This window comes from Micromonospora sp. NPDC048947 (assembly GCF_040649495.1).
Taxonomy (GTDB): domain Bacteria; phylum Actinomycetota; class Actinomycetes; order Mycobacteriales; family Micromonosporaceae; genus Micromonospora; species Micromonospora alfalfae.
In genome coordinates this window covers 48,143-62,961 of the sequence record NZ_JBEZFO010000007.1, presented here as the reverse complement: position 1 = coordinate 62,961, position 14,819 = coordinate 48,143, and the positions used below count along the sequence as shown (strand labels likewise).

Here is a 14,819-nt window from a genome sequence, read left to right as displayed (position 1 = left end):
CTGGACGAGGGGCCCCTTCCGTGGTCAGACGGTGATCTTGCCGGCGCCGGCGCCCGCCGTCACGATGGACTTGATGTTGCTCGCGGTGTCCAGCTGGTAGGAGTACGGGATGCTGGCCACGCTGCCGCCGGCCTGGCCGGTGGGTGAGTTGACGAAGTGGTTGTTGCGGGCGACCAAGCGGCCGGGCCCGGAATCCCCCTCACCGAGGTGGTACGGGTCGTCGACGTTCTCGAAGTAGTTGCCCTCGACGAGCACGCCGGCGTTCTCGGTGGACGCCACGCCGTAGCCGCCGTTGGCCCGGTAGTAGTTGTTGTAGACGTGCACCGGGTTGCCGAAGCGTACCCGGGGGTTGCGCTGGTTGCTGCCGTCGAACCAGTTGTGGTGGTAGCTCACCCGCAGGTGACCGACGTCCTGGCTGGCGTTGTCGTCGCTGTGACCGAGCAGCATCGTCTTGTCGTGGCTGAAGACCCGGTTCCACGAGACGGTGACGAAGTCCGAGCCGCGCTTGATGTCGACGGCGCCGTCGTACCCGTTGCTGAAGCTGTTGTGGTCGATCCAGATGTTGGTGGCCGACTCCTGCACGTTGATCGCGTCGTCGTTCCAGTTGCGGAAGGTCAGGTTGCGGATGATCACGTTGCGGTCACCGCTGACGTTGAGCCCGCAGCCGACGATGGTCGCGCCGTAGTTGCCGAGGATGGTCTTGTTGGACCGGACCCGCAGCATGCCCGAGCAGGTGATCGTTCCGGACACCCGGATCACCGCGGCGCCGGTCGCGTTCAGCGCGCTGGTCAGCGCGGAGGCCGTGGTGACTGTGGTGGTGGCGGCGTTGCCGCCACCGGTGGTGCCGCCGTTCTGGGTGGCCCAGCCGACCAGCGTCGACGGCGGCTGCGTGCTGGGCGGGGGAGTGCTCGACGGTGGCGGGTCGGTCGGCGGCGGGGTGGTCGGTGCGGTGCTGCCGGTGCAGGCGACGTTGTTCAGGCTGAAGCTGCTCGGAGCCGGGTTGCTGGAGCTGTTCCAACTCGCGTTGAAGCCGAACGTGGCGCTGGCGTTTGTCGCCAGGTTGCCGTTGTAGTCGACGTTGGTGGCGGAGACCTGGCTGCCGCTCTGCGAGGCGGTGGCACCCCACGCCTGGCTGACCTGTTGACCGGCCGCGTAGGACCAGCGCAGCGTCCACCCGGAGACCGGGTCGCCGAGATTGGTGACGGTGACGTTGCCGGTGAATCCGCCCGGCCACTGGCTGGCGACCGAGTAGGCCACCTGGCAGCCGGCGGCCGCCTGGGCGGACACGGAGGTCAACAGCCCGGCGGTGACCAGTGTGGCGGTGGCTGCGGCCGTGGTGGCGATCAGCGTCATTCGACGCCGTCCTGTGCGCATGCTGCTTCCTTTCGGTGAGGCGGACGGAGGTGTCGCGACGCCCATGCCCGTGGGCGGCGAATCTCGGCCGGGACCAGTGGTCCTCGGGCCCGCCAGTGCAGGTTCGTGAAGGAAAGCGGCTCCCGCGCTCGCGCCCACCAACAAAGAGGCAAGCGCTTTCCCGATAAAAACATAGAAGACCCTGAATGTAAATGGCCGGGACGGCCGATGCGCAGCGCACCGGCCGTCCCGGTAGCTGCGTGCCGGCCGTCCCGGTGGATCAGCAGCCGGTGCCGCTGAGTTTCACAGTGCCCGGCGCGCTGGCCGTGCCGTTGGCGGTGAAGCCCACGGTGACCGACCCGCCCGCCGGCAGGGACGGGGCGTGACTCGGAGCCGCCGCCGTGACAGTCGTACCGGACTGCGTGACTGTGGCGTTCCAGCCACTGCCCAACGTCACCCCGGACGGCCAACTCCAGGTGACCGACCACGGGTTCACAGCGCCAGAGCCGGTGTTCTTCACCGTCAACTCGCCCTGGAAGCCGCCCTGCCAGGCGTTGACCTGCCGATAGGTGGCCGTGCAGGCGCCCGCCGGCGGATCCGTCGGCGGGTCCGTCGGCCCACCGGTCGGCGGCCCGCTGGTGCCGCCACCGGACGGCGCGATCAGGTACGGCTGGAGGATCGCCTGCTTGGCGGTGTTGACATTGGTCCAGTCGTCAAGCGCGATACCGCCGGTGTCACCCGAGTTGGGGTTCCACGACCAGTAGGTGAACGACATCCCGGTCACCCCGGTCCCGGTGTACGCCATCAGCTTCTCCAGCCACACCTTGTCCTTCGGGTCGACAAGGGTGCTGCCGAACTCGCCCATCATGATCGGGGCGATGTTCTGCTTGTAGAGGTAACCGAAGTACTTGTCCCAGATGGCCGGCATGTTCGCCGGGTAGTCCGGGGCGTCGAACCAGGTCTGCCGGTACACCGAGGTGGCGTACTCGTGCGGCGAGTAGACCAACCGGTTCGCCACGCTCAGCCGCACCGGGAACTGACCCGCCTTCGACAGGTTGCCGCCCCACCAACCGCAGTCCTCGTCGTTGCTGGTGTCGCCGTCCCACACGTTGGAGAGGCCACCGCTCGGGCAGCTCACCCCCTCCACGAAGATCAACCAGTTGGGCTGGACACCGAGGATGGCGTTCCCGGCCCGCTCGGCGGCGAGCCGCCAGTCCCGGGTGGTATCGCCACAGCCCCAGCACGCACCGGTGGCCGCCGGGTTGGTGCCCTCCGCGTGCGGCTCGTTGTGCAGGTCGGCACCGATCACCGTCGGGTTGCCCGCATACCGTTGGGCGAGCATCTTCCAGTCGTTGATCCAGGTCGCCTCGGAAACCGTCGACGTGTACCAGAGCGGCGACTGCCCGGCCGCCGTCGGCCGGTGCCGGTCCAGAATGATCCGCATGCCCTTGCTGCCGGCATAGTTGATCACCTTGTCCAGGATCTGCAACGGTGACAGCCCGATCAGGTCCGGGTTGACGAAGTCGTTGATCCCACTGGCTGTCGCACCCGACTTCAGCGCGTCGTTCGAGTACGGCACCCGCAACGTGTTGTAACCCAACCGGGCCATCGTGTCGAGCTGTCCCCGCCACGGGTTGTTCGACCACAGCCCGTGGAAGGTCTTGTTGTCGGTCTCCATGCCGAACCAGTTGATGCCGGTCAACCGGACAGTCGCACCGGTGCTGTCAACGATCTGGTTGCCACTGGTGTGCAGATAACCAGTACCGGTACCGGCGGCGACGGCCGGGCTGGTGCTGACGGCGGCGGCGAGGAACACGCCAGCCGCGACGGTGACGAGCGCGGTGAGCGCGCCGCCGAGAGCTTTAGGACGGAACAATTCGAGCTCCACTTCGGAGGTCCGACGTCGTCCAGAAACGACGCCGGCGGGCGGCCGTCGGCACGTCACGGTCCCCCAGGGGTACGCGGACAGCACACAACGGCCCATGTCACGCGGACGTGGTCACTCGCGGAAGCTCACCGGCGACCCTCGACGGCGGATGTTCCGCCTTCGTCGCCCTCGCGCCGGTGGCCCTACCTGGCTCCGTCGCTCATTCTGATCAGCCCACGTCAATGCGTCAACCTGGCCCTCGCTGCGCCCCTGCCGTCCGGGTCCTGCCGCTCGCCCGCGCGCCTGTGTGCGGTCCCCGCGCGCCCGCGTGCCTGGTGTGTGGTCCCCGCTCGCCCGCATGCCTGGTGCGGTCCCCGCGTGCCTGGTGTGTCGTCCGCGCTCGCGCTGCCCGCCTTGCGTCGCGTGCGCCCTCCATGATCGCGCTGGAACATTGATGTAGTGGTCTGTAGGCGTGCCGATGCCACTACATCCAGGATCGAGCATGACCTTGACGGGCGCGGACGCGGACGCGGTGGCGCGGGACGCGGTGGTGCGAGGCCGCGGGCGCGGTGGCGTGGGACGCGGTGGTGCGAGGCTGCGGGCTCGGCGGGGGCGCCTGGAGGCGGGCGCGGGGTCTGAGGCCGGACACGCGGGAGCCCCCGGTCCCGCTGGGGACCGAGGGCTCCTGACGTGGTCAGCTCAGCCGGCCTGCTCGGCGAGTTGGAGGAACTGCCGCTTGGAGGCGAGGGCCTGCTCAGCCTCCTTGATCCGGCGTGCGTCCCCGGCGCTCTGCGCCCGGGCCAACCGGTCCTCGGCCTCCGCCACCTGCGCCCGCATCTGGGCGAGCAGCGGGTTGTCCTCCTTGGTGGTGCGGCGCCACGCCGAGTCCATCACGTCACGGACCTTGTCGTCGATGACGCGCAGTCGACGCTCCAGCCCGGCGGCTGCCTCGCGGGGCACCCGGCCGGCCTCGTGCCACTGGGCCTGGATCTCCCGCAGCTTGGCCTGGGCGCCCTTCGGGTCGGCGTCGATGTCCAACGCCTCGGCCTCGGCGAGCAGGGCCTGCTTGCGCTCAAGGTTGCCGCGCTGCTCGTTGTCCCGTGCGGAGAAGACCTCGCTGCGCCGGCTGAAGAAGGCGTCCTGCGCACCCCGGAATCGTTCCCAGAGCTTCTGCTCGGCCTCCTTGGAGGCGCGCGGAGCGGCCTTCCACTGGGTCATCAGGTCTTTGAGCTGGTTGGCGGTGGCGGCCCAGTCGGTGGAGTCCGAGAGCTTCTCCGCTTCGGCTACCAGCTCCTCCTTGGCGGTCTGGGCCTGCTTGCGCTGCGAGTCAAGGGAGGCGAAGTGGGCGCCGCGGCGGCGGGTGAAGCCGTCCCGGGCGGCGGCGAACCGCTTCCACAGCTCACCGTCGGCCTTCTTGTCGACCCCGCGGATGGTCTTCCACTCGTCGAGGATCTCCTTGAGCCGGTCCCCGGCGGTCTTCCACCCGGTGGATTCGGCGGCCAGCTTCTCGGCCTCTTCGACCAGCGCGGTCTTGCGGGCCAGGGCTTCGCCGCGAGCGGCGTCCCGGGCGGCGCGCGCTTCGCCGGCCTTCTCCTCGGCGAGGGTCGCCAGCTTGTCCAGGCGGGTGGCCAGCGCGTCGATGTCGCCGACGACGTTGGCCTCGGGCAGCGTGGCACGGATCCGCCGGATCGTGCTCAACGAGTGCCCGGCGTCCGCCGCACCCGACTTGAGTCGCGCCTCGGTCAGGTCCACCTCGGTCACCAGGTCGGCGAAGCGACGCGCGAAGTGTGCCAGGCCCTCCTCCGGTGCTCCCGCCTGCCAGGATCCGACCACCCGCTCTCCCTCGGTGGTCTTGACGTACACGGTGCCGTCCGCGTCCACCCGTCCGAAGGCAGTCCAGTCGCTCATGTGCCCATCCTCGTTCTCCCGGCGTCGAGGGATCGATCCCCCGTCGCCGCCACGGCGCAGCCAAGTTGCTTCCGGCATTGTCACAGGTCCGACCCGGTCCGCGTCGAGCGCCTATCGCCGACCGTGACCATACGGTGTCCTTGGGGCCGAATGACCGGATCGGCGCGGAGACGCACCGGGGATTCCCGCTACGGTGGACGGGTGCCACTGGTCGCCGCCGCCGTCTGCCCGCATCCGCCCCTGCTCGTGCCCGATGTGGCCGGCTCCGCAGCCCCGGAGCTGGACGATCTGCGGGCGGCCTGTGACACCGCCGTACGCCGGCTGTTGGCCACCGATCCGGACATTGTGGTGCTGTTGGGCACCGGCCCGGTGACCGGCCCGATCCGCACCCCGGCGACCGGTTCCCTCCAGCCCTGGGGTGTCGATCTGGACGTGCCGTTGGTGCCGGACCAACCGGACCGGGGCGCGGTGCTGCCGTTGAGCCTGACCATCGGCGCGTGGTTGCTGGCCCGTCATGACACCCGACCGCCGGTGACCGCCGTGCAGGTGGCCGCCGACGCCGGTCCGGCCGAGCTGGCCGCGCTCGCCGACGAGGTCGGCGCCGCTGGTGACCGGGTGGCGTCGCTGGTGCTCGGCGACGGGTCGGCCTGCCGGGGAGAGAAAGCACCCGGGTACGACGACGCGCGCGCTCTTCCGTACGACCAGGGGGTTGCCGCGGCGCTGGCCGACGCGGACCTGGGCGCCCTGCTCGACCTCGACCCGGTGGTGTCGACGGAGCTGAAGGCCGCCGGTCGCGCCCCGTGGCAGGTGCTCGCCGGCGCGGCCCGGGCGGCCGGTGGTGGGTGGCGCGGCGAGTTGCTGCACGACTCCGTGCCCTACGGGGTGGCCTATTTCGTGGCGTCCTGGGAGCGGGCGTGACGGGCCTGGTGGTGGCTGTGGTCGGCCCGACAGCGGCCGGCAAGTCAGCGCTGAGCATCGCGTTGGCGCATGCCCTGGACGGGGAGGTGGTCAATGCCGACTCGATGCAGCTCTACCGGGGCATGGACATCGGCACCGCCAAGCTGACAGTCGCCGAGCGGGACGGGGTGCCGCATCACCTGCTGGACATCTGGGACGTCACCGAGCCGGCGAGCGTCGCGGAGTACCAGCGACTGGCCCGCACGGCCATCGACGACATCCTGTCCCGGGGGCGGGTGCCGCTGCTGGTCGGTGGTTCCGGCCTGTACGTGCGGGCGGTGCTGGAGCGCTTCGAGTTCCCCGGCACGGACGCGGCGCTGCGGGAGCGGCTGGAACGGGAGTTGGCCGAGGTCGGCCCGGCCCCGCTGTACGCGCGGCTGCGCGCCGCCGACCCGGTCGCCGCCGGGGGCATCCTGCCCGGCAACGGCCGGCGGATCGTCCGGGCCCTGGAGGTGATCGAGCTGACCGGCGCGCCGTTCGCCGCCTCGCTGCCGCAGCCCACGCCGTACTACCCGTCGGTGCAGCTCGGCGTCGACCTGGACACCGGCCTGCTGGACGAGCGGATCGCGCTGCGGGTCGACCGGATGTGGGCCGACGGCCTGGTGCCGGAGACCCGTGAGCTGGTCGGGCGCGGGCTGCCCGAGGGGCGGACGGCGAGTCGGGCGCTCGGCTACCAGCAGGTGCTGCGCCTGCTCGCCGGTGAGCTGACCGAGGCGCAGGCGCACGACGAGACGGTGCGGGCGACCCGGCGCTTCGTCCGCCGGCAGCGGTCCTGGTTCCGCCGTGACCCGCGGATCCACTGGTTGGACTCGACGACCCCGGACCTGATCGGGGCCGCCCTGCGTCTGGTGCCGGCGGCTGCGCGATGATGGGGCTGTGGAGTTCACCAAGGGCCACGGCACCGGCAACGACTTCGTCCTCCTTCCCGACCCGGACGGTCAGCTCGACCTGACCCCGGAGCTGGTCGCGGCGCTCTGCGACAGGCGTCGGGGCATCGGCGCGGACGGCGTGCTGCGGGTGGTCCGCGCGGCCAAGCACCCGGACGGCGCGGGTCTGGCCGGCGAGGCCGAGTGGTTCATGGACTACTGGAACGCCGACGGCTCGTTCGCCGAGATGTGCGGCAACGGCGCCCGGGTCTTCGTGCGCTACCTGCTCGACACCGGGTTGGCCACGCCCGCCGGCGCGGCGCTGCCGGTGGCCACCCGGGCCGGCGTCGTGCGTGCGCTGGTCGAGGGCGACGCCGTGTCCGTCGAGATGCGCCGACCCCAGGTGTACGACAGTTCGACGGCCACCCTGGGCGGGTTGACAGTGACGGGTGCGGTGGTGGACGTCGGTAACCCGCACCTGGTCTGTGTCCTGCCGGCCGGTGTGGAGCTGTCGGCGCTGGACCTGACCGTCGCGCCCGGGTTCGACCCGACGGTTTTCCCGAGCGGGGTGAACGTCGAGTTCATCGTGGCGGGCGACCCGGTCGACGGCACCGACGAGCACTCAGTGATGCGGGTGTACGAGCGTGGCAGCGCCGAGACGCTGTCCTGCGGCACCGGTGCCTGCGCGGTGGGCGCGGTGGCCCTGCGCGACCTCGGCCGGGACACCGGAGTGGTAGCCGTCGACGTGCCCGGCGGCCGCCTGACGGTGACCGTCACGGAGAACTCCTGCTGGCTCTCCGGCCCGGCCGTCCTGGTAGCCACCGGCGAGCTGGACCCAACCAAGCTCCGCCCCTGACCCCACCCCCAGGTGCACCCCGACCCACCCCACCCACCCCCAGGTGCACCGCGTCGATCATGAAGTTATTGCCAGCAAGCTCGGCGTGTCACGGCAATAACTTCATGATCGACGGGGGAGAGGGCGGGGCCGGGGGGCCTGGGTGAGGGGAGGGGAGGGGAGGGGGGTTACGGGGTTGCGCTGGCGTTTGCTGCGATCTCGGGGAGGTCGGCGGGGCCGGGGTCGGCGGCCGGGAGCGGGCTGGGGTTGTGCGCGGCGGCGCGCACGGCGGCGGCGACCGCCGGGGCGACCCGGGAGTCGAAGACACTCGGCACGATCACCGTCGGGTTGATCTTCTCTTCGCCGACCACGTCAGCGATGGCCCGGGCGGCCGCGATGGCCATCTCCTCGGTGAACTCCTCGGCGTGCGCGTCCAGCATGCCGCGGAACACCCCGGGGAACGCGAGCACGTTGTTGATCTGGTTCGGCTGGTCGGAACGGCCGGTGGCGACAACCGCGGCGTGCTTGCGCGCCTCCCGCGGGTCGACCTCCGGGTCGGGGTTCGCGAGGGCGAAGACGATCGAGTCCTTCGCCATCTGTGCGATGTCGTCGCCGGTGAGCAGGTTCGGCGCGCTGACCCCGATGAACACGTCGGTGCCACGGATCGCGCCGGGCAGGTCGCCGGAGTAGTTCTCCTTGTTGGTGTTCTCCGCGAGCCACTGCCACGCCGAGTTGAGCCCGGTGAGGCCGCGGTGCAGGGCGCCCTCCCGGTCGTACGCGATGATGTCGCCTACGCCCTGGCGCAGCAGCAGCTTCATGATCGCGGTGCCGGCCGCGCCGGCTCCGGAGACGACCACCCGGACGTCCTCGAGCCGCTTGCCGACCACCCGCAGCGCGTTGGTCAGCGCGGCCAGCACGCAGATCGCGGTGCCGTGCTGATCGTCGTGGAAGACCGGGATGTCCAGCGCCTCGCGCAGCCGGGCCTCGATCTCGAAGCAGCGCGGCGCGGCGATGTCCTCCAGGTTGATGCCGCCGTAGGCCGGCGCGATCGCCTTGACGATCTGCACGATCTCGTCGGTGTCCTGGGTGTCGAGCACCACCGGCCAGGCGTCCACCCCGCCGAAGCGCTTGAACAGCGCTGCCTTGCCCTCCATCACCGGCAGCGACGCGGCCGGGCCGAGGTTGCCCAGGCCGAGCACCGCCGAGCCGTCGCTGACCACAGCGACGGTGTTGCGCTTGATGGTCAGTCGCCGGGCGTCGGCCGGGTTCTCGGCGATCGCCATGCAGACCCGGGCCACCCCCGGGGTGTACGCGCGGGACAGTTCGTCGCGGTTGCGCAGCGCGACCTTCGAGGTCACCTCGATCTTGCCGCCGAGGTGCAGCAGGAACGTCCGGTCCGACACCTTGCGCACGTCCACGCCGTCCAGCGCGGTCAGCGCGTCGACCACCTGGTCGGCGTGGCCGGCGTCGGCGGTGTCGCAGGTCAGGTCGACGATCACGTGGGTCGGGTCCGAGTCCACCACGTCCAGCGCCGTGACGATCGCCCCGGCCTCGCCGACGGAGGTGGTGAGCCGGCCGATCGAGGAGGCGTCCGCGGTCACGGCGATCCGGATGGTGATCGAAAATCCGGCGCTGGGCAGTCGGGTGATGGCCACGGGATCCCTCCGTAACGGCTGTGCGGCCGATCGGCCGCCGCCCGCATTTCTACCGGGTTGTCGCGGCCGACCAGCATTCGCCCCCACTTTTGGCGACCTTCACCATGGGCATATAGCAGGTGCGTTCGGCGTTGTGTCATGTCAGGATTACGTTCTACTTATCAAAACGGACAGGAGAACCGCTTGCGAGACCAGGAGAGCTTTGTCCCCGTCGAGGACGAGCTCGACGACGTCACCACCGGCGAGATGGAGCTGTCGGAGCGGCAGTCCCTCCGACGCGTCCCGGGCCTGTCAACCGAGCTCACCGACGTCACCGAGGTGGAATACCGCCAGCTGCGGCTGGAGCGGGTCGTCCTGGTGGGCGTCTGGACCGAAGGCACCGTCACCGACGCCGAAAACTCGCTGACCGAGCTTGCCGCGCTGGCCGAGACGGCCGGTTCGCAGGTGCTCGAAGGGCTCATCCAGCGTCGTACCCGACCCGACCCGGCCACGTACATCGGCCGCGGCAAGGTCGACGATCTGGGTGCTGTGGTGCTCTCCACCGGCGCCGACACGGTCATCTGTGACGGTGAGCTGTCCCCGTCGCAGCTGCGCAACCTGGAGCAGCGCACCAAGGTCAAGGTCGTCGACCGCACCGCGCTGATCCTCGACATCTTCGCCCAGCACGCCAAGAGCAAGGAAGGTAAGGCGCAGGTCGAGCTGGCCCAGCTCGAATACCTGCTGCCCCGACTGCGCGGTTGGGGTGAGACGCTCTCCCGGCAGACCGGTGGTTCCGGCCGGGGCGGCGGCGCCGGCGGCGGTGTGGGTGTTCGTGGCCCCGGTGAGACCAAGCTGGAGACCGACCGGCGGCGCATCCGTCACCGCATCTCCCGGCTGCGTCGCGAGATCAAGAGCATGAAGACGGTACGCGTGACCAAGCGCGCCCGGCGTTCCCGCAACGCCGTTCCCGCGGTCGCCATCGCCGGTTACACCAACGCCGGCAAGTCCAGCTTGCTCAACCGTCTGACCGGCGCGGGCGTGCTGGTGGAGAACGCGCTGTTCGCCACGCTGGACCCGACGACCCGCAAGGCCACCACCTCGGACGGGCGGCTCTACACCCTCTCCGACACGGTCGGCTTCGTCCGACACCTTCCGCACCAGATCGTCGAGGCGTTCCGCTCGACGCTGGAGGAGGTCGCGGAGGCCGATCTGGTGGTGCACGTCGTGGACGGCACCCACCCGGATCCGGAGGAGCAGGTCCGGGCGGTCCACGCGGTGCTTGCCGAGGTCAGCGCGGACCGGCTCCCCGAGCTGTTGGTGGTCAACAAGACCGACGCGGCCGACGAGGACACTCTGCTGCGGCTCAAGCGGCTCTGGCCGGACGCGATCTTCGTGTCCGCGTACTCCGGGCGGGGCATGGACGAGCTGCGCGCGGCGATCGAGGCGCGGCTGCCGAGCCCGGCCGTGGAGGTCCGGGCGGTGCTGCCGTACGACCGGGGTGACCTGGTCGCTCGGGCGCACCGCACGGGAGAGGTGCTCAGCACGTCGCACCTGCCGGAGGGCACTCTGCTGCACGTCCGCGTCGGTGCGGAGCTGGCGGCGGAGCTGACGGCCTTCGACGTGGAGCGGCAGGGGCAGGCGGCCGGCAGCCGGTCCTGAGCGGCCACGGCGTCATCCACCGGAAACGCGCGGCATGCGACACTGGCCGAATGCGCCGCGTTGTTTCCTCGGTCACGGTTGCCCTCGGCCTGCTCGGGGCAACCGTGGCGCTCGCCGGAGTCGCCGCAGCGGCTCCCGCCCCTGGGGCGTCCGGGCCGCCCGCCGCGAACCCTGGCCAGAAGCGATGCACGATCACCGACGAGCGCCTACGGGAGCTCTCCGGGTTGGTAGCCACCAAGAGTGGCTACATCGTCATCAACGACGGCACCGACGTCGCGGCGCGCAAGCGGGTGTTCTTCCTCGACAGCAAGTGCAAGATCTCGAAGGAGCCGGTCCACTACTCGGGGCAGGGTCCGTTCGACACCGAGGATCTCGCCCTGTCCAAGGACGGCCGCACCCTCTGGATCGCCGACACCGGTGACAACCCCGACTCGAAGGAGCGCCGCAGCCGCGTCGCGCTCTGGTCGATGCCGGTCGCCGGTTCCAAGCAGCCGACGCTGCACCGGCTCTCCTACCCCGAGGCCAAGCCGCACGACGCTGAGGCGTTGCTCATCGGCGACGACGGGAAACCGCTAATCATCACCAAGGTGACCAGCGGCAAGGCGGAGATCTACACGCCGTCGGCGGCCCTTAAGAGCGGCGACACCGACCCGGTGCCGATGCGTAAGGCCGGCGAGCTCACGCTGCCGAAGACCCAGACGGAGAACACCCTCAACACGTTCGGCCGGATCGCCATCACCGGCGCGTCCCGGGCGCCGGACGGCTCCCGGGTGGTCCTGCGCACCTACGCGGACGCGTTCGAGTTCGACGTGACCGATGGCGACATCGTGGGCGCGCTCACCACCGGCAAGCCGCGGGTGACGCCGCTGGCCGACCCGTTCGGCGAGGCCATCAGCTACACCTCGGACGGAAAGTCGTTCGTCACCGTCTCCGACGCGGGCCGGTTCACCGAGGACGAGCCGCTCGACATCCTCGGCTACACCCCGTCCACGTCGACAGCCGTGCATCTGACCGCCGAGGACGGCGCCAAGCCGGCCGCCTCGAAGTCCTGGACCGACGGGCTGAGCCTCGACGACATCACGTACCTGGTCGGGGCGGTCGGGCTGATCGGCCTGCTGCTGGTCGCCGCCGGGATCTTCGGCATCGTTCGCGCGCGCCGTCGGCCGCCGACCGCTGACGCGTCCGACCTGTCGGATCCGGATGGTGAGCCGTTCGGCCCGCGCGGGGGCCGTGCCGTCGACGGCTTCCCGGCCGACGATGATCGCAGGGGTGGTGTCTACGGGGGCGCCGCGCCGGCCAGCGGCGCGGTCTACGGCGGTGGTGGGGGTCGTGGTGGCCCGGCCCCGGCGGGTGGTGCGGGTCGCGGTGGCCCGGCCCCGGCGGGTGGTGCCGTGTACGGCGGTGCCCGCCGGCCTGCTCCGGCTGACGGTGGCTACGGTGCGCCGCGCCCGGACGGCGGCGGTGCTGGCGTGTACGGCGGCGGCGGTCGCCCCCCGGCCAGTGGTGGCGGTCGTCCCCCGGCCGATGGTGGCGGTCGTCCCCCGGCTGGCGGCGGCGGTCGTCCCCCGGCCAGTGGTGGCGGTCGTCCCCCGGCCGGCGGCGGTGGTCGTCCTCCGGCTGGTGGCGGTGGTCGTCCGCAGGGCGGCGGTGGCCGTTCTGGCGGTGGTGTGTACGGCGGCGACGGCGGTCAGCCTGGTCGCGCGGAGCCGCCCCGGCGCGGCGGGCAGGAGCCCGACTACCGGGGCCAGCGGCCCAGCCGGCGACGTGACGACGACGCGCCCGTCGACCCGTACGGACAGTATCCCGGGGGCGGTCGCGGTCGCCGAGGCGACCGTTACTGATCGGACGCTGAGGCGCTCATTCGCCCTGACGAGCGGTGCGGGTGAGCGCCGTTGGCACCCACCCGCCGATCGGTCAGATCCGGCGTAGCACCGCCACGACGCGGCCCATGATGGTGGCGTCGTCGCCGGGAATCGGGTCGAAGGCCGGGTTCTGCGGCATCAGCCAGACGTGCCCGTCGCGCCGCCGGTAGGTCTTCACTGTCGCCTCGCCGTCGAGCATGGCGGCCACGATCTCGCCGGAGTCGGCGGTCGGCTGCTGCCGGACGACCACCCAGTCGCCGTCGCAGATCGCCGCGTCGAGCATCGAATCGCCCTTGACCTGGAGCATGAAGACCTCGCCCTCACCCACCAGCTCGCGGGGGAGCGGGAAGATGTCCTCCACGGCCTGCTCGGCGAGGATCGGCCCACCGGCGGCGATCCGACCGAGCATCGGCACGTACGCCGGGGTCGGCCGCTGTGCCCTCGACAGCTCGTCGTCGATCGCCTCGCTGGGGGCGCGCACGTCCACCGCGCGCGGCCGGTTCGGGTCGCGGCGCAGAAAGCCCTTCTTCTCCAACTCCTTGAGCTGGTAGGCGACGCTGGACGGCGACACCAGGCCGACCGCCTCGCCGATCTCGCGGACGCTCGGCGGGTAGCCGTGGCGCTCCACCCAGGTGCGGATGAACTCCAGGATGCGCCGTTGGCGGGCGGTCAGGTCGACTGTCGCCGGGTCGGGGAAGGTGCTGACCACCGGGGTGACCGGGCGCACGGCGGGCTGACCCGTCCGGCTGCGCGCGGCGCTGCGGCGTCGGGTGGCCGGCGGGCCCGCCTCGGTGATCTGCTGCGGGCTCTTCGGCCGGCTGGCCCGGTCCTCGGTCACGTCCGTCCTCCCTGGTCGGCGCTGGGTGCCTCGTCGGCTCGTGGTGCGTGCGGTGGTGCCACGTTGTTCATGACCGTATAGGTGAGATCAGTCATTTTCAAACATCTGTACGACCTCTCACCGGCGTGTCGGGGTGAAAAAGCGCTCCGGTCGTACGGATGTTCTGATAAATGGTACGTCAGGTAGCACTGGTGTTCGATCCTGGACCATTTTCCGGCCGTGTTCGGCCGGCCGGCCGGTAACCCGGGCGGCATCGTGACGTTGGGTCTTCGGGCGCCGTGCGGTGCGTGGATGACCGGATGGTCCGTGACGCGCCGGACACGCCGGTCAACTTGACCCGGCTTCCGTAGCGACATACGGTCGACCCCTAGATGTAGTAGTGACACGGGCGTAAGTTGCCTACAGGTTGGGTCTGACTACCGACCGCACTCCCGTAACGTCGATCACGGCGGCGTCATCCGAGGATGGCACCGTCGCGGTGAGTCGTGCCCGGGGGTGTCCGGAGTGCTCGCAGTTGATCATTATTAGGAGGTTGGCGAATGCGGTGTCCGTACTGCCGGCACGCTGACTCCCGGGTGGTCGACTCGCGGGAGGCCGACGACGGCCAGCTCATCCGACGGCGGCGGTCCTGCCCGGAGTGCGGCAAACGGTTCACCACCGTCGAGGAGGCGGTCCTCGCGGTCGTCAAGCGCAGCGGGGTGACCGAGCCGTTCAGTCGCACGAAGATCATCGGCGGGGTGCGTAAGGCGTGCCAGGGCCGGCCGGTGGACGACGACTCACTCGCGCTGCTCGCGCAGCGGGTGGAGGAGACCGTCCGGGCCAAGGGGGCCGCCGAGATCCCCAGCCACGACGTGGGCCTGGCGATCCTGGGTCCGCTACGCGACCTGGACGAGATCGCCTACCTGCGGTTCGCCAGCGTCTACCGCTCGTTCGACTCGCTCGCCGACTTCGAGCGCGAGATCGAGACGTTGCGGGCCGCGGCGCAAGCGCGGGAGCAGGGCCGGGCCGGTGCGGTTGAGGCCGCCGGCCGTACCAACTGA

The 14,819-nt window shown here is 70.8% G+C and carries 11 protein-coding genes; 6 read left to right on the top strand and 5 right to left on the bottom strand.

Annotated features, from left to right (window positions below; genetic code table 11):
- Nucleotides 1–24: 24 nt before the first annotated feature.
- The 3 genes from AB0B98_RS12415 to AB0B98_RS12405 form a co-directional block, all read right to left on the bottom strand.
- On the bottom strand, nt 25–1,374 hold the full coding sequence (locus AB0B98_RS12415) for a cellulose binding domain-containing protein (RefSeq protein ID WP_357362517.1): 1,350 nt from the start codon (nt 1,372–1,374) through the stop codon (nt 25–27).
- 259 nt (nt 1,375–1,633) lie between these two features.
- Nucleotides 1,634–3,229, bottom strand: coding sequence for a cellulase family glycosylhydrolase (locus tag AB0B98_RS12410; RefSeq protein ID WP_238671974.1), 1,596 nt, complete (start codon nt 3,227–3,229; stop codon nt 1,634–1,636).
- A gap of 690 nt (nt 3,230–3,919) precedes the next feature.
- Nucleotides 3,920–5,128 carry a DUF349 domain-containing protein gene (locus AB0B98_RS12405; RefSeq protein WP_238671818.1) on the bottom strand — a complete coding sequence of 403 codons (1,209 nt, stop codon included), beginning with the start codon at nt 5,126–5,128 and terminating at the stop codon, nt 3,920–3,922.
- Between the two features lie 150 nt (nt 5,129–5,278).
- On the opposite strand from AB0B98_RS12405, the gene AB0B98_RS12400 reads away from it, so the two are divergent.
- The 3 genes from AB0B98_RS12400 to dapF are packed head-to-tail and all read left to right on the top strand — an operon-like array spanning nt 5,279 to nt 7,807.
- Entirely contained in the window at nt 5,279–6,046 is a 768-nt protein-coding gene (locus AB0B98_RS12400; protein WP_357362515.1) for a hypothetical protein, read from the top strand.
- Complete coding sequence (gene miaA, locus AB0B98_RS12395; protein WP_357362512.1) at nt 6,043–6,954, top strand: tRNA (adenosine(37)-N6)-dimethylallyltransferase MiaA; 912 nt, start codon at nt 6,043–6,045, stop codon at nt 6,952–6,954. The genes AB0B98_RS12400 and miaA overlap by 4 nt, the downstream gene beginning before the upstream one ends.
- Nucleotides 6,955–6,961: 7 nt before the next feature.
- Complete coding sequence (gene dapF / locus AB0B98_RS12390; protein WP_357362510.1) at nt 6,962–7,807, top strand: diaminopimelate epimerase; 846 nt, start codon at nt 6,962–6,964, stop codon at nt 7,805–7,807.
- Between the two features lie 167 nt (nt 7,808–7,974).
- Here dapF and AB0B98_RS12385 read toward each other — a convergent pair whose 3' ends face one another.
- Nucleotides 7,975–9,441: an NAD-dependent malic enzyme gene (locus AB0B98_RS12385; RefSeq protein WP_357362508.1), complete on the bottom strand. Its 1,467-nt coding sequence runs from the start codon at nt 9,439–9,441 to the stop codon at nt 7,975–7,977.
- A 183-nt stretch (nt 9,442–9,624) separates the two neighbouring features.
- Between AB0B98_RS12385 and hflX the strand changes: the two genes are divergently transcribed.
- A complete protein-coding gene (hflX, locus tag AB0B98_RS12380) occupies nt 9,625–11,079 on the top strand; it encodes a GTPase HflX (RefSeq protein WP_357362506.1) in 1,455 nt (484 codons plus the stop codon).
- Nucleotides 11,080–11,129: 50 nt separating this feature from the next.
- Nucleotides 11,130–12,920: a hypothetical protein gene (locus tag AB0B98_RS12375; protein ID WP_357362504.1), complete on the top strand. Its 1,791-nt coding sequence runs from the start codon at nt 11,130–11,132 to the stop codon at nt 12,918–12,920.
- A gap of 73 nt (nt 12,921–12,993) precedes the next feature.
- Here AB0B98_RS12375 and lexA read toward each other — a convergent pair whose 3' ends face one another.
- Nucleotides 12,994–13,779: a transcriptional repressor LexA gene (gene lexA / locus AB0B98_RS12370; protein ID WP_121654997.1), complete on the bottom strand. Its 786-nt coding sequence runs from the start codon at nt 13,777–13,779 to the stop codon at nt 12,994–12,996.
- A gap of 539 nt (nt 13,780–14,318) precedes the next feature.
- Between lexA and nrdR the strand changes: the two genes are divergently transcribed.
- On the top strand, nt 14,319–14,819 hold the full coding sequence (gene nrdR, locus AB0B98_RS12365) for a transcriptional regulator NrdR (RefSeq protein ID WP_357362502.1): 501 nt from the start codon (nt 14,319–14,321) through the stop codon (nt 14,817–14,819).

What these genes read in the sequence shown, in the direction of transcription:
- AB0B98_RS12415 (WP_357362517.1), bottom strand. Translation starts at nt 1,374, where the DNA reads ATGCGCACAGGACGGCGTCGAATGACGCTGATCGCCACCACGGCCGCA.
- AB0B98_RS12405 (WP_238671818.1), bottom strand. Translation starts at nt 5,128, where the DNA reads ATGAGCGACTGGACTGCCTTCGGACGGGTGGACGCGGACGGCACCGTG.
- AB0B98_RS12400 (WP_357362515.1), top strand. Translation starts at nt 5,279, where the DNA reads ATGACCGGATCGGCGCGGAGACGCACCGGGGATTCCCGCTACGGTGGA.
- AB0B98_RS12375 (WP_357362504.1), top strand. Translation starts at nt 11,130, where the DNA reads ATGCGCCGCGTTGTTTCCTCGGTCACGGTTGCCCTCGGCCTGCTCGGG.
- nrdR (WP_357362502.1), top strand. Translation starts at nt 14,319, where the DNA reads ATGCGGTGTCCGTACTGCCGGCACGCTGACTCCCGGGTGGTCGACTCG.